This is a genomic window from Pseudomonas sp. Pse1 (assembly GCF_024519635.1).
Lineage (GTDB): Bacteria > Pseudomonadota > Gammaproteobacteria > Pseudomonadales > Pseudomonadaceae > Aquipseudomonas.
On the sequence record NZ_JALJRO010000012.1, the window covers coordinates 1 to 19524 of the forward strand.

Sequence of the window (19524 nt, forward strand, 5' to 3'; positions counted from 1 at the left end):
GACCCAGCACCAGGCCGGTCTGGGCGGTGGTACGGCCGCGCACCATGTGCTGGTCGGAACCACAGATATTGGTGGACACCACACGCAGGATCACACCGTGCTCGATCTTCCTGCCACGTGGATCCTGCATTTTCGGATAGTCGATTTTCTGTACTTCGACCTTGCCCGCGCCGAGATACACCACACCACGATTGCCAGACATGCTTTCACCTCGCTGTTGTTTTTATGGAACCGCGTTGCCCAAAAGGGGCAGCGCGTTAAGTGCTCGGGTACAGATGCTGTTTCTTGGGTTGCCTGTCAGGGCCCTTTCGCGGGCAAGCCGCAAGCGATAGCAATTTAGAGAACGACCGTACGATTGGCGTTCAAGAACACCCGCCGCTCAATGTGATACCCAACGGCTCGCGCCAATGTTAGGCCCTCGATATCCCGCCCCTTTGCGATCAAATCCTCGGGGTAGTGACTGTGGTCAACCACCTCGACACCCTGGGCGATGATCGGCCCTTCATCCAGATCGTTGTTGATGTAGTGCGCCGTCGCGCCGACCAGTTTCACGCCCTTGTTGTAAGCCTGGTGATACGGCTTGGCGCCCTTGAAGCCGGGCAGCAGCGAGTGGTGGATGTTGATCGCCCGGCCGTCGAGCTTGCGGCACAGTTCCGGCGACAGCACTTGCATGTAGCGCGCAAGGACTACCAGTTCGGCACCGGACTCCTCGATCACCTGCAACACCTGGCGCTCCTGCGCCGGCTTGTCGTTGGGGTCGAGGGGGAAATGGTAGTAGGGAATCTGGTGCCAGTCGGCCAGCGGCTTGAGGTCCGGGTGGTTGGAGACCACGGCGGCGACGTCCATCGACAACTGGCCGATGCGCTGGCGGTAGAGCAAGTCGTTGAGGCAGTGATCGGCCTTGGAGACCATAATCACCACTTTCGGCCGGTAATGCGGCGGGGTCAGTTCGAAGATCATGCCGAAGCTGGCCCCGCGCTCGGCCAGGCCGGCACGGAATGATTGCTCGTCGAAGCCATCGGGCTGGCGGAATTCCACACGAATGAAAAAGCGCCCTGAAAGGCGGTCATCGAAGGAGTGGTGTTCGGTGACGTAGCAGCCCTGTTCGAACAGAAAGCGCGTCACCGCGTCCACCGTGCCGAGCACGCTGGGGCAGTCGGCGGTGAGGATCCATGTGTCTGGGGCGCGGCTCATAGTGCGGTGACTCCTGTTCGTTTATTGGCAATCAACCTGTAGGAGCGAGCCTGCTCGCGATGGACTTGAAAACGACGCGTTGAATCAGGATGCACGCGTTATCGTTGACGTCCATCGCGAGCAGGCTCGCTCCTACAGGGGTTCAGGCCTGCACGCTCAAGCCGTATTCAGCCGACGCATCCTGCAGCCACAACCACCAGTAATCCGAGAAGCTGCGGCGGATCAGCAGTTCCCAGGTGTCTTCGGCAGTGTGGCGAATCATCAGTTGCGACTTGGCGAACACCGTGCCCACCGCCTTGCCCACCGGGAAGTTGTTGGGATGTACATCGTAGCTGGTGGATTTCATCAGCACCTGGCGCACGTTCGGGCCGCTCAGTTCGAGGATCTGCTGGCCGCCGCTGACGTTGACGATCTGGATGTGCCACTCGCCCAGCGCCTCGCGCAGTTTTTGCTCGGCGGCGAATTCTTCACCGCTGGGCACGATCAGCAGCCACTCATCCGGGCCCATCCATTGCAGGCTGGTATCGCCCTTGACGATGACGCTCAGGGCGCCGGGCAATTCGATGCCCAGGGCCTTGTGCACGCCGGCGGCGAAAGCCGCGTCGTGGCCATCGCCGCGGATAGTCAGGTGGCCGAGGAGTTTTTTCTCACGCACGATCACGCCGGCGTTCTTGCGGCCCTTGCCGACCAGGCTGGCGAGGTCGGCATGGTGCAGCGACGACTCGGCCTTGGCCCCGGTGGTTGGGCGTTGTTGGTACACATTGGCTACGGTCATAAAGCACCTTTCCTGAATTCTGTTGGTTCCTGTGGTGGCTGCACTGCCGCCATCGCGAGCAGGCTCGCTCCTACAAGGATTACGCGGTCACCTGTAGGAGTGAGCCTGCTCGCGATGAATTCACCACGGTGCAGTTGCACCCCACAGGATCCGAACCATCACACGTTCTGGCGCTCACCCTTCGGATCGAAGAACACCGAAGAAACGATTTCCGCTTCGATCACGCTGCCGTCTGCCAGCGGCGCGAATACCCGCTCGCCGATGCGCTTCAAGCCGCCTTTGACCACGCCCATGGCAAACGAATAGCCCAGGGAGTTGTGCAGGTAACTGGAGGTCACGTGACCGACCATGCTCATCGGGATCGCCTGTTTGGTGTTGAACACCAGCTGCGCACCTTCCGGCAGCCACTTGGTCGGGTCGATCGGCTTGAGCCCGACCAACTGTTTGCGCTGGTCACGCACGCAGTCTTCACGGTTCATGCCGCGCCAGCCGATCCACGAGAACGGTTTGGTGCGACCGACGCACCAGCCCATGTTCAGATCGTCCGGGGTCATCGAGCTGTCGGTGTCCTGGCCAACGATGATGAAGCCCTTCTCGGCCCGCAGTACGTGCATGGTCTCGGTGCCGTACGGGGTCAGGTTGTACTTCTTGCCCGCCTCGACGATTTTCTCCAGCACGCCCATCGCATAGTCGGCCTGCACGTTGACTTCGTACGACAGCTCGCCGGTGAACGAAATCCGGAACACCCGCGCCGGCACACCGCCGACCAGGCCTTCTTTCCAGGTCATGAACGGGAAGCCGTCCTTGTCCAGGTCGATATCGGTGACTTCGCTGAGCAGCTTGCGGCTGTTCGGCCCGGACAGGGTCATGGTGGCCCAGTGGTCCGTCACGGAAGTGAAGTACACCTTCAGGTCCGGCCATTCGGTCTGGTGGTAGATCTCCAGCCACTGCAGTACGCGTGCTGCGCCGCCGGTGGTGGTGGTCATGACGAAGTGGTTGTCGGCCAGGCACGCCGTCACACCGTCGTCGAAGACCATGCCGTCTTCCTTGCACATCAGGCCGTAGCGCGCCTTGCCCACGTCGAGCTTGGTCCAGGCGTTGGTGTAGACGCGGTTGAGGAACTCGCGAGCGTCCGGGCCTTGAATGTCGATTTTGCCGAGGGTCGAGGCGTCCAGCAGGCCTACGCTTTCGCGCACCGCCAGGCATTCACGCTTGACCGCCGCATGCAGGTCTTCGCCGTTGCGCGGGAAGTACCACGGACGTTTCCACTGACCGACGTCTTCGAATTCGGCGCCGTTTTTCAGGTGCCATTGATGCAGCGCGGTATAGCGCACCGGCTCGAAGATGTGCCCACAGTGCCGACCGGCTACCGCACCGAAGGTCACCGGGGTGTAGTTCGGGCGGAACATGGTGGTGCCCATCTGCGGGATGGTCACGTTCAGCGAACGGGCCGCGATGGCCAGGCCGTTGACGTTACCCAGCTTGCCCTGGTCGGTGCCGAAGCCCAGCGCGGTATAGCGCTTGACGTGCTCGACCGATTCAAAGCCTTCACGGGTCGCCAGTTCGATGGCCGCCGCGGTGACGTCGTTCTGCAGGTCGACGAATTGCTTCGGCGCCCGTGCGGTGTTCTTTTCATGGGGCACCTGGAACAGCGCCAGAGTCGGCTCTTCGTGACGGCTCAGGGCTTTTGGCAACACCCCTTCAACCGACTGGAAGCCAGCTTCGGACGCCGCTCGAACGCCGCCTTCGAAGCCATCGGCCAGCGAATCGCCGAGGCCGTAGACACCGTTGATGCCACCGACGCACACGCGTTTCTGCGGCGCTTCACCCGGCACGAAACCGAGAATGTCTTCACGCCAGATCGGCTTGCCACCGAGGTGCGAAGCCAGGTGCACCACCGGGCTGTAGCCGCCGGAGCTGGCAACCAGGTCGCATTCCAGCCACTCGCCCGGGCTGGTCACGGTGTGGGCCTTGACGTCGATCGCGGCGACGCGGGCAGCGGTCACGTGCTTGCTGCCACGGGCCTCGATCACGGCGCTGCCGGTGAGGATGCGGATGCCTTTGGCACGTGCTTCTTCCACCAGCGCTCCACGAGGATTGCTGCGGGCGTCGGCGATTGCCACCACTTGCAGGCTGGCGTCGAGCCAATCCAGGGCAACGCGGTAGGCGTGGTCGTTGTTGGTCGACAGCACCAGCTTTTTCCCTGGCGCCACGCCGTAACGGCGCACGTAAGTCGAGACGGCACCGGCGAGCATGTTGCCCGGCACATCGTTGTTCCCGTACACCAGCGGACGTTCGTGCGCACCGGTGGCCAGGACCACGCGCTTGGCGCGAACCCGGTGGATGCGCTGGCGCACCTGGCCAATCGGCGCACGGTCACCGAGGTGGTCGGTGAGGCGCTCGTGAATGGTCAGGAAGTTGTGGTCGTGGTAACCGTTGACCGTGGCGCGCGGCAACAGCAGCACGTCAGGGGTGTCTTTCAATTCGGCGATGACACTGGCGACCCAGTCGATGGCCGGCTTGCCGTCGAGGCTTTCGCGCGAATCCAGCAGGCTGCCGCCGAACTCTTCCTGTTCATCGGCGAGGATCACCCGCGCACCGCTGCGTGCGGCGGCCAGGGCTGCGGCCAGGCCGGCCGGACCGGCACCGACAATCAGTACGTCGCAGTGCTGGTTCATGTAGTCGTAGGTGTCCGGATCGTTCTCGGTCGGCGAGCGACCCAGGCCTGCGGCCTTGCGGATGTACTTCTCGTAAGTCATCCAGAACGATTGCGGGTACATGAAGGTTTTGTAGTAGAAACCCGGCGGCATCAGCTTGCCGCCGACCTTGCCGAGAATCCCCATCATGTCGTTGTTGACGCTCGGCCAGCCATTGGTGCTGGTGGCGACCAGGCCCTGGTACAGCGCCTGTTGCGTGGCACGCACGTTAGGAATCTGGGTGGCTTCGGTGGCGCCGATCTGCAGCACTGCGTTCGGCTCTTCGGAGCCGGCGGCGAAGATCCCGCGTGGACGGGAATACTTGAAGCTGCGACCGATGATGTCGACGCCGTTGGCCAGCAGGGCAGCGGCCAGCGAGTCGCCTTCAAAGCCTTTGTAGCTCTGGCCATTGAAGGTGAAGCTCAACACTTTGTTGCGGTCGATCCGTCCACCGTTGGACAGGCGATTGATCTGGCTCATACCTTCGCTCCCAGAGCCTGCGCGGCCGCTTTCGGACTTTCAGTCTTGTCGGTGAACTGCGGCTTGCTGCCGATCTTGTAGGTTTCGAGAATCTCGTAGGTCACGGTATCGCGGGTGACGTTGAAATACTGACGGCAGCCGGCAACGTGATCCCACAACTCGTGGTGCAGACCACGGGGGTTATCACGGAAGAACAGGTAGTCGCCCCACTCCTCGTCGGTGCAGTTGGTCGGATCCAGTGGGCGCGGAATGTGCGCCTGGCCAGATGCGTGGAATTCCTCTTCGGAGCGCAGTTCGCCGCAGTGAGGACAGAAGATATGCAACATGGGGATTTCTCCTGTTAGTGGGCAACCGCAGCAGCGCCGTGTTCGTCGATCAACGCACCGTTGTGGAAACGGTCGATGGAGAAAGGTGCGGCCAATGGGTGCATGTCACCCTTGGCCAGACTGGCGGCAAACACGTTGCCCGAGCCCGGCGTGGCCTTGAAGCCACCGGTGCCCCAACCGCAGTTGAAGAACATGTTCGGCACCGGAGTCTTCGAGATGATCGGGCAGGCGTCCGGCGTGGTGTCGACGATGCCGCCCCACTGGCGGTTCATGCGCACCCGCGAGAGCACCGGGAACATCTCGACGATGGCCTGGATGGTGTGCTCGATCACCGGGTACGAACCACGTTGGCCGTAGCCGTTATAGCCGTCGATGCCGGCGCCGATCACCAGGTCGCCCTTGTCGGACTGGCTGATGTAACCGTGCACGGCGTTGGACATGATCACGCTGTCGATGATCGGTTTGATCGGCTCGGACACCAGCGCTTGCAGCGGGTGAGATTCGATCGGCAGACGGAAACCGGCGAGCTTGGCCATGTGCCCGGAGTTACCGGCCGTGACCACGCCGACACGCTTGGCGCCGATGAAGCCCTTGTTGGTTTCGACGCCAATGCACACGCCGTTTTCCTTGCGGAAACCGATCACTTCGGTCTGCTGGATCAGGTCCACGCCGAGGGCGTCAGCGGCCCGGGCAAAGCCCCAGGCCACGGCATCGTGACGGGCCACGCCGCCGCGCCGCTGGACGGTGGCGCCCATCACCGGGTAGCGGGTGTTTTTCGAGCAGTCGAGGTACGGAATCTCGTCAGCCACTTGCTGGGCGTTGAGCAGTTCGCCGTCGACGCCGTTGAGGCGGTTGGCGCTGACCCGACGCTCGGAGTCGCGGATGTCCTGCAGGGTGTGGCACAGGTTATAGACGCCACGCTGGGAGAACATCACGTTGTAGTTGAGGTCCTGGGACAGGCCTTCCCACAGTTTCATCGCGTGTTCGTACAGGTGCGCCGACTCGTCCCACAGGTAGTTGGAGCGAACGATGGTGGTGTTGCGCGCAGTGTTACCGCCGCCCAGCCAGCCTTTCTCGACCACGGCCACATTGGTGATGCCGTGCTCTTTGGCCAGGTAGTAGGCGGTCGCCAGACCGTGCCCGCCGCCGCCGACGATGACCACGTCGTAGACTTTTTTCGGGGTCGGCGTGCGCCACATGCGCTGCCAGTTTTCGTGGTGGCTGAGTGAGTGTTTGAAGAGGCCGAAGCCCGAGTAGCGTTGCATAGTCATTTACTCCAAGACCGACTCAGCGATAAACCGGGAAGTCTGCACACAGGGCTGCGACATGCTTGGCGACGTTAGCCTCGACATCGGCATCGCCGAGGTTGTCGAGGATGTCGCAAATCCAGCCGGCCAGTTCCGTGCACTGCGCCACTTTGAAGCCACGGGTGGTCACCGCCGGGGTGCCGATGCGCAGGCCCGAGGTGACGAATGGCGACTGTGGGTCGTTCGGTACGGCGTTCTTGTTCACAGTGATGTGAGCGCGACCCAGTGCGGCGTCCGCTTCCTTGCCGGTGAGGCCCTGCCGAATCAGGCTGACCAGGAACAGGTGGTTATCGGTGCCGCCGGACACTACATCGTAGCCACGTTTGATGAAGACGCTCGCCATCGCCTGGGCGTTGTCGATCACTTGCTGCTGGTAGGCCTTGAAGCCAGGTTCCAGCGCTTCCTTGAAGCACACCGCCTTGCCGGCGATCACGTGCATCAGCGGGCCGCCCTGGGCACCGGGGAACACTGCAGCGTTGAGCTTTTTCTCGATTTCTTCGTTGGCCTTGGCCAAGATCAGCCCGCCACGCGGACCGCGCAGAGTCTTGTGGGTGGTGGTGGTGACCACGTCGGCAAACGGAATCGGGTTCGGGTACAGGCCAGCAGCGACCAGGCCGGCAACGTGGGCCATGTCGACGAACAACAGTGCTCCTACTTTGTCGGCGATCTGCCGGAAACGCGGGAAGTCGAGGGTCTTGGAATACGCGGAGAAGCCGGCCACGATCATTTTCGGTTGGCACTCGACGGCCAGGCGCTCGACTTCGTCGTAATCGATCAGACCAGTGTCGGTGTTGATGCCGTACTGCACGGCGTTGTACAGCTTGCCCGACGACGATACTTTGGCGCCGTGGGTCAGGTGGCCGCCGTGGGCCAGGCTCATGCCGAGGATGGTGTCGCCGGCTTGCAGCAGGGCCAGATAGACGGCGCTATTGGCCGACGAACCGGAGTGCGGCTGGACGTTGGCGTAGTCGGCACCGAACAGTTGCTTGGCGCGCTCGATCGCCAGGGCTTCGACCTTGTCGACGTGCTCGCAACCGCCGTAGTAGCGCTTGCCCGGGTAGCCTTCGGCGTATTTGTTGGTCAGGCCGCTGCCTTGCGCTTGCATGACGCGCTTGCTGGTGTAGTTCTCTGACGCGATCAGCTCGATGTGATCTTCCTGGCGTTGCTCCTCGGCATTCATCGCCGCCAGCAGTGCATCGTCGTAACCCTGGATCTGGTCTTGCTTGCTGAACATCGCGTCTCTCCCAGCGGCGGCGGTGCGCCATTCGTCTCGATAAGGCACGCGCCTTTCGGTGCTGCCCTTTGAGAGCGATGGTATGACCGGCCAAGGGAGGTCAAATGCCTATGGGCGCCACGCAAAGGTGCGTTTACGACATGGGCTGAAAACGACGGACAAACACCCTCATCAATCTTGTGCAAAACCCTGTGGGAGCAAGCCTGCTCGCTCCCACAGGGTTATGTGAGGATCTGTCGTATCGCGTAGAGAATCAAAAAATGTCCGGGATAAAGCCCATACGCCCATCTGCGCATCGGTGGTGGTTTTACGTCCTTTACCTGTCGCAAAAGGAACATCCCCAACCCGGGCGCAATCAGGCAACTGACAACCGCCGCCATCGCCACGTGATTGCCCAGGCGAATCGAGTAATACAGCACCTGCCATTGATTGGCCGCCAGGCAGATCACCCCTGGCACCAGGGCTAAGTACCAGGGCCGGCGCAACACCAGTAGCGTCGCCAGCGGCAGCAACACACCGAAGAGGCCGAACATCAACTGCGCCGAAAACACCGCCGCCAGCATCAGCGCACCGAGCGCCAGCCCACGCGTCTGCAGTGTCGGTGCCTGCCAACCGCGCGCCACCAGCAGGCCCAGGACCAGGGTCGGCATCACGTTCAGCGTGTCGGGATCGGCAATAAACAGCCGATAGGGAATTTCACTGAGGGCGCTGAACAGCATCAACCAACCCAGGTAGCGCCACGGCTGGCCGCTCGTCGTGGCCTGCCCGCGCGCCAGGTTGGCCGCCATCGCCAGACAGAACCAGGGGAACGCCAGGCGGCCTGGGACGTACAGCCAGTCGATGGAATAACCGATGTAGCGCAGGTGATCGAGCACCATGCACAACAGCGCCAGCCATTTCAGCAGATCGAGTGCACCATCACGTTGCGTCGCGTGCATAATCACCCTTCGACAGTGGATCTTTCTGACAGACACGTCGCACGCGCCCCCGGATGATCTTCGGCCAGCGCAACTCTCATTGACCACGAGCGCTTTACCCCAAGCGCCTCGAACACGGAAGCCGGCCATGACCGATAAGAGCCAACAATTCGCCAGCGACAACTATTCCGGCATTTGCCCTGAAGCCTGGGCCGCCATGGAACAGGCCAACCACGGCCACCAGCGCGCTTACGGCGATGATGAATGGACCGCCCGCGCCTCGGATCATTTCCGCAAACTGTTCGAAACCGACTGCGAAGTGTTCTTTGCCTTCAACGGCACCGCCGCCAACTCCCTGGCGCTGTCGTCCCTGTGCCAGAGTTACCACAGCGTGATCTGCTCGGAAACCGCCCACGTCGAAACCGACGAATGCGGCGCGCCGGAGTTCTTCTCCAACGGCTCCAAGCTGCTGATCGCCGGCACCGAAAACGGCAAGCTGACCCCGGCGTCGATCCGCGAAATAGCCCTCAAGCGCCAGGACATCCACTACCCCAAACCACGGGTGGTGACCCTGACCCAGGCCACTGAAGTCGGCAGCGTCTACACCCCGGATGAAATCCGCGCCATCAGCGCCACCTGCAAAGAGCTGGGCCTGAACCTGCACATGGACGGCGCGCGCTTCTCCAACGCCTGCGCGTTCCTCGGCTGCTCGCCGGCCGACCTGACCTGGAAAGCCGGGGTCGACGTGCTGTGCTTCGGCGGCACGAAAAACGGCATGGCGGTGGGCGAAGCCATTCTGTTCTTCAACCAGAAACTGGCCGAAGACTTCGACTACCGCTGCAAACAGGCCGGGCAGTTAGCCTCGAAAATGCGTTTTCTCTCGGCGCCCTGGGTCGGCATTCTGGAAAACGACGCCTGGCTCAAATACGCCCGCCACGCCAACCATTGCGCGCAGCTGCTGGCGGAGCTGGTCAGCGACATTCCCGGCGTCGAACTGATGTTCCCGGTCCAGGCCAACGGCGTGTTCCTGCAACTCTCGGAACCGGCGATTGCCGCGCTGACCGCCAAGGGATGGCGCTTCTACACCTTCATCGGCAAAGGCGGCGCACGCTTCATGTGCTCCTGGGACACCGAGGAAGCGCGGGTGCGGGAATTGGCGGCGGATATTCGCGAGGTGATGGGGCAGTAAGCCCAGATCCCTACCATCACTAAAATCACTGCAAATCCCTGTGGAGCGAGCCTGCTCGCGAAGGCGGTAGTTCAGCCAACATTGATGTTGAATTTGACTCCGCCATCGCGAGCAGGCTCGCTCCCACAGTTTTTATGCATCCGCCCTCGCAGCACACACACCTGAAGACATCGTCTACATTGTCTGTCGAGCCTCGGCTCACATAACAATAATCAGGAGCGTGCGAATGTCACTTCAAGGCAAAACCCTGTTCATCACCGGTGCCAGCCGTGGCATTGGCCGCGAGATTGCCCTGCGCGCGGCGCGGGACGGGGCCAATATCGTGATCGCAGCCAAGAGCGCAGAACCCCACGCGAAACTGCCCGGGACCATTTTCAGTGTCGCCGAGGAAGTCGAAGCGGCCGGGGGCAAGGCGCTGGCGCTGCAGGTGGATGTGCGTGACGAGGTGGCGGTGCATGCGGCGCTGGCAAAGGCCAACGAACACTTCGGCAGCATTGATGCGCTGATCAACAACGCTGGGGCGATCAAGCTCACCGGGGTCCAGCACATCGAACTCAAGCGCTTCGACCTGATGCACCAGATCAACACCCGCGCCGTGCTGCTGTGCAGCCAGGCCGCCCTGCCCTATCTGAAAAAATCCTCTGGGCACATCCTCAACCTGTCGCCACCGCTGAATCTGGCCACCCAGTGGTTCGCCCAATACAGCCCCTACACCGTGACCAAATACGGCATGAGCATGCTGACCCTGGGCATGAGTGAGGAATTCAAGAACTACGGGATAAGCGTCAACTCGCTATGGCCGCAAACCATGATCGCCACGGCAGCCATCGAGTTTCAGCTGGGCTCGCGGGAGTCGTTCAAGCATGCGCGCCTGCCGGCGATCATGGCCGATGCCGCACATGTCATCTTGAGCAGCAGCGGGCGCAGCCTGACTGGGCGTTTGTTGATTGATGAAGAGATTTTGCGCGAAAACGGTGTGAGCGAGTTTGAGCACTATCGGTTTGAGCCGGGGAGCGATGCGAAGCTGATGCCGGATTTGTTTGTTGATTAACTGTAGGAGCAGCCCGGGCTGCTCCTACAGGGGGTATCGATTACTTCAATAATCAATCCGCACATCACCCTTCGGCACGCTGCAGCAGGACAGGATGAAGCCTTCCGCTTCGTCTTCCTCGGTGATCCCGCCGTTGTGTTCCATCTCCACCTCGCCGCCCAGCTTGAGCACTTTGCAGGTGCCGCAGATGCCCATGCCACAGGCCTTGGGGATGAGCAGCCCGACCTTGGCCGCCGCCGCATGAACCGTCTCGCCGGGTGCCACACGAATGCTCTTGCCGGAAGTGGTGAACTCCACCTCATGCAGATCCGCCGCATCCACTTCGGGCGCGTCGGCCGCTTGCTCGGCCTGCTCCACCGCATCGGCGCGCGCCTCGGGCGGGGTCGCGCCGAAGGATTCTTCGTGATAACGCTTCATGTCGAAGCCGGCATTTTCCAGCAGGCGCTTGACCGCGTTCATGTACGGCGTCGGGCCGCAGCAGAACACTTCGCGCTCGAGGAAGTCCGGGACCATCAATTCGAGCATCTTGTGGTTCAGGTACCCGCGATACCCGGCCCACGGCTCACCCAGGCCGTGTTTCTCGCAGATCAGGTGCAGGCTGAAGTTATCGATCCGCGACGCCATGTGTTCCAGTTCGCGGTGATAAATGATGTCTTTCGGCGAGCGGGCGCTGTGGATAAACGTCATATCGACATTGGCGTTGGTGTCGTAGAACCAGCGCGCCATCGACATGCACGGGGTGATGCCGACGCCGCCACTGAGGTACAGCACTTTCGGGCTGGGGAAATCGATGGCGTTGAACAGCCCCACCGGCCCGTGCACCGCCAGCTCCTGACCTTCGTGCAGGGTGTCGTGCAGCCAGTTGGAAACCTTGCCGCCCGGTACGCGCTTGATGGTCACCGAGAAGCTGTAAGGCACCGACGGCGAGCTGGAAATAGTGTACGAACGCATGATCGGCTGACCTTCGATCTCCAGCTCCAGGGTGACGAACTGCCCCGGCTTGAAGAAGAACATGATCGGCTGGTCGGCCATAAAGCAGAAGGTGCGCACGTCCCAGGTTTCCTGGATGACTTTGACGCAACGGACAATGTGTCGGCCATTGGCCCAGGTCTGGGTGGTTACCGGGTTCAGGAAGCTGTTGGACATGCTGATCTCCACGGCCGACTGTCGGCCTCATGTTGGCGATTCTGCGTATAGCGCGAACCGCCCGTTTACCTATCTGCGACATTCACATGCTTATCGCGACCAGCCCCCAACCACCGGGGCTTGCGCGTCGGGAACAGATTGCACCATGTCGCCCATGGATAAGGTTCTGGCCTGCGCCGGCCCCACACTCGCCCCATACCAAGACACCACCCTTACACCTTGCGTAGCATTCCACAGCAGTACACCTGATTAGCCACTTTCGCCGGCCACACAGAATGGCCTTGAGGATCACATCGATGGACGTCACCGCAAAAATCAGCCTGGGCGATCCGCTGGAACCCGCACGCAAGGCCACCGCGCAGATGCTTCAGGAACGCGAGCGCACCTTCTCGCTGCCGCAGCCGTTCTACAGTGACGAGCGCCTGTTCGATATCGACATGCAGGAGATCTTCCAGAAAGAGTGGTTGATCGCCGGCATGACCTGCGAGATCCCAACCAAGGGCAACTACCTGACCCTGCAGATCGGCAAGAACCCGATCATCGTGATTCGCGGCGCCGAGGGTGTGGTGCATGCCTTCCACAACGTCTGCCGTCACCGTGGTTCGCGCCTGTGTACCAGTGAGAAGGGCAAGGTTGCCAAGCTGGTCTGCCACTACCACCAATGGACCTACGAACTCGACGGTCGCCTGCTGTTCGCCGGCACCGAGATGGGCGACGACTTCGACATGAAGCAGTACGGCCTCAAGCCGGTGAATGTGAAAACCGCCGGCGGCTACATCTTCGTCAGCCTGGCGGAAAACCCGCCGGCCATCGATGATTTCCTGTCGACGCTGAATCACTACATGGAACCCTACGACATGGAGAACACCAAGGTGGCGATTACCACCACCTTGATGGAGAAGGCCAACTGGAAGCTGGTGCTGGAAAACAACCGCGAGTGCTACCACTGCAACGCTTCGCACCCTGAGCTGTTGAAAACCCTGCTGGAATGGGACGACGTCACCGACCCACGCGCCGACCAGGCGTTCAAAGACCACGTGGCCGCCTCAGCTGCCGCCTGGGACGCCGAGAAGATCCCGTACGCCCATGCCAGCTTCGGCCTGCGCAACCGCATCGTGCGCATGCCGCTGCTCAAGGGCACCGTCTCGATGACCATGGACGGCAAGCAAGGCTGCGCCAAACTCATGGGCCGCATCAAGAACCCCGACCTCGGCTCGATGCGCATCCTGCACCTGCCGCACTCGTGGAACCACTGCATGGGCGACCACATCATCGTCTTCACCGTGTGGCCGATCAGCGCCCAGGAAACCATGGTCACCACCAAGTGGATCGTCCACAAGGACGCCGTCGAAGGCGTGGACTACGACGTCGAACGTATGCGAAAAGTCTGGGACGCCACCAACGACCAGGACCGTCGCCTGGCCGAGGAGAACCAGCGCGGCATCAACTCCACCGCCTACCAGCCAGGCCCGTACTCCAAGACTTATGAGTTTGGCGTGGTGAACTTTGTCGATTGGTACAGCGGCCGCATGTTGCACAACCTGGGGGCAGAGCCTGCGCCGTATCTGAAGGGTATTGCGGTCAGCAGCTAACGACTGGCCTGAACTGTACAAATTTCGATCTATCACCTGTCCGGCCATGCCGGACAGGGCTTGCAACGATCCGCAAACAAGTTATCCACACCTCAGCCCACAGCAAATGTGGGCAACTGTGGATCTGCCTCCAACTATTTCCACACAATGCCAATAAAAACCGTGACTTATTCGAATTCACGGTTTTTACGCGCAGCTGTCTGTTTTTTGATCAACCCTCTTAAAGCCACGTTTTTAAAGGCCTACAGAGGATCGCGAACACCTTATCCACAGAACCGCCAACAGAGTTTGGGGGCAACTTGTGCATCGCGGCGTATCGTTGTGGAAAACCCCGTCCAGCCCGCATATTTCGGGGGATTCAGCGGGAGAATAGAGAGTAAATGGCGCATTTGACCATTAAATGATCAAACTCTTGGAGGCCTTGTTTTATAAGGCTTGCAGGCGACAGCAAACAACTTGTCCACAGAAGCGCCAACAGAGATTGGGGGCAAGTATCGGCCTACTGAGTCTCCAGCCCCCCAAAAAAACCTTCAAAAAACAACCACTCACGTTGATTGTTTTTCGTACAAAGGCGTACTGGGCTTGCTGCGTAAGGGGTGTAGCGAGGGGTGAACATGTTATCCACAGATGCGCTCACAGGGATTGTGGGTAACACCCGTACCCGAGAACGAATGGTCACATATGTCTGATTGATTGGGGCGGTTGGCGGATGTCTTGACCCGCATTTGTAGGAGTGGCACTCGATAAAGAACTTCTCTCGAGCACTGAAATTTCGTCCATCTCGATCACAACATGCGCTCCATTGACCTTTGGCACAGAGGCCAGCGGCGGAACAGGCGGGACCTCAAATGCCTTTCCCTTGATCAAATGCTTGATGTTGTTTTTTATCGTAGTCGTCAAGGTGCCAGCTCGGGCGCCATTAACAATGGCTGGCACATAACGAACCATCGTAGCCCCAGCAGAAACCAAAGTCGCCCCGTTCGAGATATAGACGGCAGAGGCGAACCCTGCCAATTGTCCAACTGATCCCGCAATCGCAGTCGTGGAAGCAACCGTGCTTAAACGTGCGGCGTATAGCATCCAGCCTTTGGCAGTAGCTCCCACCAGATTGGTCGTGACTATTCCGGCATGCAGCGCAGTGGTTGCCGATAGTTGAATGAGTCGGGCAACGGCCTGACCGTATTGACCCGAAGGGTCTACCCAGTTGAGCGGGTCACCCGTGCAATACGCATAGGCATTAATCCCCCCCTTGCCAAACGGACTCAACCGATCCGGGCTATGAAACCTCATCAGCACCGGGTTGTAGACGCGATGACCATTGCCCAGGTGATACCAGCCGGTAGGACGCTCGCGGAGTTGTCCATTGAAGCCAAGGTGGCTGCCAGGTGGATGCTGACTGATGGGCACGCCATAGGCGCTGTAGGCACGCCGATTGGGCCCGGCGTGGTCGAGTTCAGCGAGGATGGATTGCTGCAGGTCGGTGGCCAGCAGCAGGGTGCGCGAGGCAGCCGGAGGGGTGACGGGGGAACGTGGGTGATTCGCAGAAAAGTCCATCATCTGGCCTCGCATCGATCAAGGCGCCCCACAGGGCACCTCGGATGCAGACCACGCTAGCAAACAGCGGCTGAAAGCAACACTAGCAGTTCTGCTAGTGTTGCCCTCCCCGCTAGCGCACCACGCCTTCTTCGATCAGCAGTTTGAGGATCGCTTGGGCGCCCTCTTCTGCAGTCACGCCCTTGAGCACCTGCCCCCCGCCGCCGCTGGCCTTGGCCGTCGCGGCTTTCATACGGTCGGCACCGCTTTTGGCCTTGATCACCTTCAAGCGTTTGGGCCGTGGCTTGGCCGGTTGCAGGGTAGCGCTGGCGAGCAGTTCGTCGTCCAGCACTTCGACTTCATGGGCTTGTAGTACGCCACGACGCGCCGGGCCGTAGGCGCTCTGACGAGGTTTGGGTGCGGCGTTATCCACCGTGGCGAGGAATGGCAGACGCACTTTCAGACGGCGTCGCTGGCCCCGTGGCAAAGCTTGCAGCACCAGGGCCGAGGTGCCGTCGATGGATTCGACCTCGGCCAGCCCCACCACCAGCGGCCAGCCGAGGCTTTCGGCCAGCAGGAACGGCAACATGCCCGAGCCTTCGCCGGTTTCCGCCTGGCTACCGGTGAGCACCACCTGGGCGCCGGCGCCACGCAAATAGTCGGTCAACGACGGCAAGGCATCGGCGCCCGTTGGTTGCTCCAGTACATGCAATTGCTCCAGCCCCATGCCCAGGTAGGCGCGCAGGGCCGGTTCGGCGATGTCGCCGGCATGCAGCACTTGCAGGTTGTCGCCGGCCAGTTGCAGGCCGAGTTCGACCGCTCGCGCATCCTGATCGGCACGACGTGGCCGGCCGGAGGTCGGGTGGGCGCCGATGGAAACCAGGCTGATGACTTTAGTGCTCATGACCCATTCCTTTCCTTAAGCCGCATCGCGCTTGGTGTCGTTGCGGTAAGCCGCCACCGCCGCGATCAAGGCGTGGAATATTTCGCTACTCTCGCCGATCACCGACAGGTCGGCGCGCTTGATCATGTCGCACCCGGGATCCAGGTTGATCGCCACCACCTTGTCGCAGGCACCGATGCCCTGCAGGTGCTGGATCGCCCCGGAAATCCCCACGGCCACATAGACCCGCGCAGTAACCCAGGTGCCGGACGCGCCGACCTGCCGATCGCGGGCCATGAAACCGTCGTCCACCGCCACCCGCGAGGCGCCTTCGGTAGCACCCAGGGCAGCAGCCGTCTGATGGAACAAGTCCCAGTCCTTGACGCCGTTGCCGCCAGAGAAGATGAACTCGGCCTCGGCCATCGGAATCGCGCCCGGGTCCACCGCCACCGCACCCAAATCTTCGATCCGCGACAGGCTGCGGGCGACGCTTGTGGATAACTCCACCGGCAAGGCTTCGTGACGGGTTTCGCTGACCGGTTCGGCACATTCGACGGCGCCGAGGATCAAGCGCGCCAGTGGCCGCGCCAGGTCCTGCAAGCCAGCGCCGGCGCGGCCGATACAAGCCTCATCCTTGACCTGCCAAACCCTCGTGGCCGGGCGTTCACCGAGGGCGGCGGCAAATCGCCGACCCAGTTCGCCACCGCCGCTGCGGCTGTCAGGCAGCAGCCAGTGACGCGGGCTGAACTGGTTATCCACAGCCCGCAAGCCCTGGACCCGTTGTTCCGGTGCATAACCGCTGAACTGCTCGCCTTCGAGCACTAGCAAGCGATCAACGCCAGCCGTGGCGAAAGCGCTCTCTTTGTGTTCGCCGAAGACCACGGCCAGGACCGCGCCGTCCTTGCCGGCCAATTGATGCGCCAGGCCGAGCAAATCGCGGTCATGGCTGCTCAAGCGGCCGCCGACCATGTCCGGCACCACGCTGATGTAGAACGCCGGGGCTGGCACCTGATGCAGCGGCAATTGCACCTCGGCCGCCGCCGTGCGCTTGACCGTGCCGCCTTGCTGGGCGCCGCTGCGGTCGATGCGCTTGAGGCCGTTGGGGCCGATGAAACCGACGCCATGAGGGTTCTTGCGAATCACCCCGTTCGGCCCCATCCAGCTGTGTTGCGCCGGCTGCATGGCCGCGTGCAGCGGGTGCAGGCGGTTGCGGGCAATCCATTCGGCTCGCGGATCGCGACGGATAATCTCGCTCATCAATGCACCTCCGCAGGTTCGCGTTTGGTCGGTGCCTTGGCGGGCGCGGCGTCTTCGAGCAACGCATCGGCCACCAACTCGGCAATGTCCTTGATCACTGGGCGCGGTTCGACCACCCCTTCGAGCATCGCCGTGCACTGCGGACAACCTACCGCCACCAGTTCGGCACCGGTCTCGCGGATGTCTTCCATGCGCATGTCAGGGATCCGTTGTTTGCCCGGAATGTCGGTGATCGGCGCGCCGCCGCCACCGCCGCAGCAGCGTGAGCGGAAACCGGAGCGTTGCATTTCCTTGACCTCGATCCCAAGGGCGCGCAGTACCTGGCGCGGCGCCTCGTATTCGCCGTTGTAGCGACCGAGATAGCACGGATCGTGGTAGGTCACGCTGTCGCCTTTGTGCTGGCCGAGATTGAGTGCGCCAGCGTCGATGATTTCCGCCATGTAGGTGCTGTGGTGCTGCACCAGGTAGTTGCCGTCGAAGGCGCCGTACTCATTTTTCAGCACATGGAAACTGTGCGGATCACAGGTGACGATGCGGTTGAAACGGTATTTGGCCAGGGTCTGGATATTGCGCTTGGCGAGCATCTGGAAGGTCGCCTCATCGCCCAGGCGTCGGGCCACGTCACCGCTGTCGCGCTCTTCGAGACCGAGCACGGCGAAGTCAATTTTCGCTGCTTTCAGCACTTTGACGAAGGCGCGCAAGGTGCGCTGGTTGCGCATGTCGAAGGCGCCGTCGCCAACCCAGAACAGCACGTCGGTGGCTTTCTTTTCGCTCATGAGATTGAGGTTCAAGTCCGCCGCCCAGTTCATTCGACCGCCCGGCGCAAAGCCGCCCGGGTTGTCGGTGGCGATCAGATTTTCCAGGACTTCGGCGCCCTTGTTCGGCGTCGCGCCTTTTTCCAATGTCAGATGGCGGCGCATGTCGACGATGGCATCGACGTGCTCGATCATCATCGGGCATTCCTCGACACAGGCGCGGCAGGTGGTGCACGACCACAGCGTCTCGGCGTCCACCAGGCCGTTGACGATTGGCTGGTGCGGATTTCCGGCGTGTTCGCCGATGGCTTTACCAGGATACGGGCTACCGGCGAACTTGGCGTCGGTGCCACCGGCCAGGCCGACCACCATGTCCTGAATCAGTTTTTTGGGGTTCAGCGGCTGGCCAGCGGCGAATGCCGGGCACGCCGCTTCGCATTTACCGCATTGCACGCAGGCGTCGAAGCCGAGCAGTTGGTTCCAGGTAAAATCCTTGGGCTTTTCCACGCCCAAGGGGGCTTGAGGGTCGTTCAGGTCAAGCGGTTTAAGACCCGTTGAACGACCACCGCCAAAACGTTCGGCGCGACGGTGCCAGGCCAAGTGCAGGGCACCGGCGAAGGCGTGCTTCATCGGCCCGCCCCAAGTCATGCCGAAGAACAACTCGGACACGCCCCACAGCACACCCACACCGAGAATTGCCGCCAGCAGCCAGCCGCCGAAGTGCTCCGGAAGAATCCCGGCCACCGGCAAGGTCAGCACGAAGAACGACGCAGAGAACGCCAGCAGGCTTTTCGGCAGGCGCATCCACGGGCCTTTCGACAGGCGCGCAGGCGGATTGCGCCGACGCAGGTAGACGAAGATTGCGCCGACAAACATGACCACTGTCATCAGCAACAGGGCGTAGCCGAGCCAGCGATTATGCAGGCCAAAGCCATGGACGATGATCGCCAGGACGATCGACGCCACCGCGCCACCGGCTGTGGCGACGTGGGTGTTGGCGATGTATTTGTCGCGGGCGACCACGTGGTGCAGGTCGACCATGTAGCGCTTGGGCATGGCCAGCAGGCCGCCGAGCAGGTCGACCTTCGAGGCTCGGCCACGGCGCCACATGTTCACCCGGCGCAGCGCGCCCAGGACACCAAGGCCCAGGGCTGCGAACAACAGGATTGGAAGAAGGGTGTTCAACATG

The 19524-nt window shown here is 61.6% G+C and carries 15 protein-coding genes and 1 pseudogene; 3 read left to right on the forward strand and 13 right to left on the reverse strand.

All coding sequences use genetic code 11. The annotated features are described in order from the left end of the window. The 8 genes and pseudogenes from NR126_RS17960 to NR126_RS17995 all read right to left on the reverse strand — a co-directional run. Positions 1-202: pseudogene (locus NR126_RS17960) on the reverse strand (formaldehyde dehydrogenase, glutathione-independent); the annotation flags it as partial. 134 nt (positions 203-336) lie between these two features. Then, on the reverse strand, positions 337-1194 hold the full coding sequence (gene purU / locus NR126_RS17965; RefSeq protein ID WP_027617106.1) for a formyltetrahydrofolate deformylase: 858 nt from the start codon (positions 1192-1194) through the stop codon (positions 337-339). Positions 1195-1336: 142 nt separating this feature from the next. Then, positions 1337-1969, reverse strand: coding sequence for a sarcosine oxidase subunit gamma (locus NR126_RS17970; RefSeq protein ID WP_256830765.1), 633 nt, complete (start codon positions 1967-1969; stop codon positions 1337-1339). Positions 1970-2127: 158 nt separating this feature from the next. Beyond that, entirely contained in the window at positions 2128-5145 is a 3018-nt protein-coding gene (locus tag NR126_RS17975) for a sarcosine oxidase subunit alpha (RefSeq protein WP_027617104.1), read from the reverse strand. After that, on the reverse strand, positions 5142-5471 hold the full coding sequence (locus NR126_RS17980) for a sarcosine oxidase subunit delta (protein ID WP_027617103.1): 330 nt from the start codon (positions 5469-5471) through the stop codon (positions 5142-5144). The genes NR126_RS17975 and NR126_RS17980 overlap by 4 nt, the downstream gene beginning before the upstream one ends. A 14-nt stretch (positions 5472-5485) precedes the next feature. Next, positions 5486-6736: a sarcosine oxidase subunit beta gene (locus NR126_RS17985; RefSeq protein WP_256830766.1), complete on the reverse strand. Its 1251-nt coding sequence runs from the start codon at positions 6734-6736 to the stop codon at positions 5486-5488. Positions 6737-6758: 22 nt separating this feature from the next. Then, positions 6759-8012, reverse strand: coding sequence for a serine hydroxymethyltransferase (locus NR126_RS17990; protein WP_027617101.1), 1254 nt, complete (start codon positions 8010-8012; stop codon positions 6759-6761). A gap of 221 nt (positions 8013-8233) precedes the next feature. After that, positions 8234-8950, reverse strand: coding sequence for a TraX family protein (locus NR126_RS17995; protein WP_256830767.1), 717 nt, complete (start codon positions 8948-8950; stop codon positions 8234-8236). 127 nt (positions 8951-9077) lie between these two features. Here NR126_RS17995 and NR126_RS18000 point away from each other — a divergent pair, with 127 nt between their 5' ends. Next, positions 9078-10118, forward strand: coding sequence for a low specificity L-threonine aldolase (locus tag NR126_RS18000; RefSeq protein ID WP_105755981.1), 1041 nt, complete (start codon positions 9078-9080; stop codon positions 10116-10118). A 226-nt stretch (positions 10119-10344) separates the two neighbouring features. Beyond that, positions 10345-11169, forward strand: coding sequence for an NAD(P)-dependent oxidoreductase (locus NR126_RS18005; RefSeq protein WP_256830768.1), 825 nt, complete (start codon positions 10345-10347; stop codon positions 11167-11169). A 45-nt stretch (positions 11170-11214) separates the two neighbouring features. Here the strand turns inward: NR126_RS18005 and gbcB are convergent, their stop codons facing one another. Next, on the reverse strand, positions 11215-12315 hold the full coding sequence (gene gbcB / locus NR126_RS18010; protein WP_027617096.1) for a glycine-betaine demethylase subunit GbcB: 1101 nt from the start codon (positions 12313-12315) through the stop codon (positions 11215-11217). Positions 12316-12611: 296 nt separating this feature from the next. Between gbcB and gbcA the strand changes: the two genes are divergently transcribed. Further along, positions 12612-13907 (forward strand): glycine-betaine demethylase subunit GbcA, encoded by a 1296-nt coding sequence (gbcA, locus tag NR126_RS18015; protein ID WP_027617095.1) that lies wholly within the window; start codon positions 12612-12614, stop codon positions 13905-13907. A gap of 675 nt (positions 13908-14582) precedes the next feature. On the opposite strand, the gene NR126_RS18020 is transcribed toward gbcA, so the two are convergent. The 4 genes from NR126_RS18020 to dgcB form a co-directional block, all read right to left on the reverse strand. Then, positions 14583-15464 (reverse strand): RHS repeat-associated core domain-containing protein, encoded by an 882-nt coding sequence (locus NR126_RS18020; protein ID WP_256830769.1) that lies wholly within the window; start codon positions 15462-15464, stop codon positions 14583-14585. A gap of 109 nt (positions 15465-15573) precedes the next feature. Beyond that, entirely contained in the window at positions 15574-16344 is a 771-nt protein-coding gene (locus NR126_RS18025; RefSeq protein ID WP_256830770.1) for an electron transfer flavoprotein subunit beta, read from the reverse strand. 15 nt (positions 16345-16359) lie between these two features. Continuing rightward, entirely contained in the window at positions 16360-17580 is a 1221-nt protein-coding gene (locus NR126_RS18030; protein ID WP_256830771.1) for an electron transfer flavoprotein subunit alpha/FixB family protein, read from the reverse strand. Further along, the gene (gene dgcB / locus NR126_RS18035; protein WP_027617092.1) at positions 17580-19523 is read right to left on the reverse strand and encodes a dimethylglycine demethylation protein DgcB; all 1944 of its coding nucleotides are present in this window, start codon (positions 19521-19523) and stop codon (positions 17580-17582) included. Before dgcB ends, NR126_RS18030 begins: the two co-directional genes overlap by 1 nt. Position 19524 lies beyond the last annotated feature (1 nt).

Coding starts and splice junctions, on each gene's coding strand:
- purU (WP_027617106.1), bottom strand. CDS start 1,194: ATGAGCCGCGCCCCAGACACATGGATCCTCACCGCCGACTGCCCCAGC.
- NR126_RS17970 (WP_256830765.1), bottom strand. CDS start 1,969: ATGACCGTAGCCAATGTGTACCAACAACGCCCAACCACCGGGGCCAAG.
- NR126_RS17975 (WP_027617104.1), bottom strand. CDS start 5,145: ATGAGCCAGATCAATCGCCTGTCCAACGGTGGACGGATCGACCGCAAC.
- NR126_RS17980 (WP_027617103.1), bottom strand. CDS start 5,471: ATGTTGCATATCTTCTGTCCTCACTGCGGCGAACTGCGCTCCGAAGAG.
- NR126_RS17985 (WP_256830766.1), bottom strand. CDS start 6,736: ATGCAACGCTACTCGGGCTTCGGCCTCTTCAAACACTCACTCAGCCAC.
- NR126_RS17990 (WP_027617101.1), bottom strand. CDS start 8,012: ATGTTCAGCAAGCAAGACCAGATCCAGGGTTACGACGATGCACTGCTG.
- NR126_RS17995 (WP_256830767.1), bottom strand. CDS start 8,950: ATGCACGCGACGCAACGTGATGGTGCACTCGATCTGCTGAAATGGCTG.
- NR126_RS18000 (WP_105755981.1), top strand. CDS start 9,078: ATGACCGATAAGAGCCAACAATTCGCCAGCGACAACTATTCCGGCATT.
- NR126_RS18005 (WP_256830768.1), top strand. CDS start 10,345: ATGTCACTTCAAGGCAAAACCCTGTTCATCACCGGTGCCAGCCGTGGC.
- gbcB (WP_027617096.1), bottom strand. CDS start 12,315: ATGTCCAACAGCTTCCTGAACCCGGTAACCACCCAGACCTGGGCCAAT.
- gbcA (WP_027617095.1), top strand. CDS start 12,612: ATGGACGTCACCGCAAAAATCAGCCTGGGCGATCCGCTGGAACCCGCA.
- NR126_RS18020 (WP_256830769.1), bottom strand. CDS start 15,464: ATGATGGACTTTTCTGCGAATCACCCACGTTCCCCCGTCACCCCTCCG.
- NR126_RS18025 (WP_256830770.1), bottom strand. CDS start 16,344: ATGAGCACTAAAGTCATCAGCCTGGTTTCCATCGGCGCCCACCCGACC.
- NR126_RS18030 (WP_256830771.1), bottom strand. CDS start 17,580: ATGAGCGAGATTATCCGTCGCGATCCGCGAGCCGAATGGATTGCCCGC.
- dgcB (WP_027617092.1), bottom strand. CDS start 19,523: ATGTTGAACACCCTTCTTCCAATCCTGTTGTTCGCAGCCCTGGGCCTT.